This is a genomic window from Aliivibrio sifiae, from assembly GCF_002954705.1.
GTDB lineage: Bacteria > Pseudomonadota > Gammaproteobacteria > Enterobacterales > Vibrionaceae > Aliivibrio > Aliivibrio sifiae_A.
Genome location: NZ_MSCO01000002.1, coordinates 1,013,710 through 1,015,340 on the forward strand (window position 1 = coordinate 1,013,710; position 1,631 = coordinate 1,015,340).

The 1,631-nt window shown below is 26.2% G+C and carries 1 protein-coding gene; it reads left to right on the top strand.

Features of this window, described 5'->3' with window-relative positions:
• Positions 1-471 precede the first annotated feature (471 nt).
• Positions 472-1,599, top strand: a complete 1,128-nt coding sequence (locus BTO22_RS15530) for a winged helix-turn-helix domain-containing protein (protein ID WP_105056254.1) — start codon at positions 472-474, stop codon at positions 1,597-1,599.
• Positions 1,600-1,631: the final 32 nt, after the last annotated feature.

Sequence of the window (1,631 nt, forward strand, 5' to 3'; positions counted from 1 at the left end):
TAATTTTTTGATATTACTCCTATAAAAATATTTTCCAAGTACTTATTTTCTATTTTACAAATACGATTTAATTAATAGCCATCTTTAATCAGTTTTCTTACTGATAATTCATTTCCATTTTTTGATTTCAACTCCCTTTCCATCCACCTAAAGTCACTTTTCCCAACAATAAAAGTACAATGTACAAAGCATGATTGAACAAGGTTATTTTCACAGAGGTCCATAAATGACTGCATTGAATTACATATTAACGTTATTTTTTCCATATCGCCCTCACATATTTAATAAATATATAATTGCATATACATTAATATATGAAAAATAAAAAAACACAAAAAAATAAAAAAACCAAAAGATCAAAAGATCAATACCCCAAATAACCAATTTAATCTAAAAATAATTCAACCATATTATAGACATTTCCAATGTCATATTTGAGAATCATTAGTCGTATAGAACATAGGTTTAAAAATGTCTAATATAACTAAAAATCATCATTTCACATTATTTCTCAACGAGAAGAAAATCATTACGAAAGGGAATAAAGAAATAACATTGAATTCAGTAGAGATAAATATTCTTTATCTTCTGATACAAAACCCAAAAACAATTTTCACAAAAGAGGAGATTCTAGATAAAGCATGGAGCAAAGAGGTTAATTGCTATACTTCAGCTGTGCCCCAAGCTATCTCGCTACTTAGAAAAAAAATGAAACCACATGGATTTGATCCTATAAAAACAATAAAAGGAAGAGGCTATATAGCTGCAGAATCCTACCATAATGAGAAAAGAAAGAAGCACCTATCCCCCTTACTCCTATTACTGTTTACCGTGACATCATTAATTTCATTAGATCAAATGAGCCTCCACTTAGTGGACGAAAAAATACAATCATTTCAGTTCAAACAAGAAATGAAAAATGTGATAATCACATCAACCTCAAAAAAATTAGACCTTTCACAAATTAAAACGAAGAATAACGTTAAATATTTTATAAATAATCAACGTGATTTTATTGCGTTATCTGCTTGTAATATACAAAAAAACAAATGCAATAGAATTTATAATAAGATTTATTTTAAAGATAAACAAAAAAAATTAAATATAAAAAAAATATTCAATGATGTAAATTTTGATAAAAAACAAAAGATACCTGATAATAAATTGAATAGTCCTATATCACTATCAACAGAAATAAACTTAAAATCATTATTCAATGATAAATATCAAGGAAATTTATATATTAATACTGACATAATTAAAATAAATGAAACTAATTACAATACAAAAAAAGTAATATTTGTCAAAGAATCTGGTTATTCTGGAGGGTATAGTTATATATCACAAAGTCATGTGACAGTGATAAAAGATAAAAACATTGAGAAATTTTCTATTGAAAATAAAGACATTAATGATCTGGCTTCAGGGCGATTACAGTTAGGCATAGTAAAAAATGATGACATAACCTATGCTTATCATAGTTTATTTAAAAAGATAGGTCATAACTCTTACAGTTACTTTTACCCTATATCTGAAAACATAGGGTATTTCTTCAATGATGAAATGAATATTTCTTATATTGGCTATTATCATTCATAAAAAAAGCAGCCATAATCGGCTGCTTTTTCTTA

What these genes read in the sequence shown, in the direction of transcription:
- BTO22_RS15530 (WP_105056254.1), top strand. Translation starts at nt 472, where the DNA reads ATGTCTAATATAACTAAAAATCATCATTTCACATTATTTCTCAACGAG.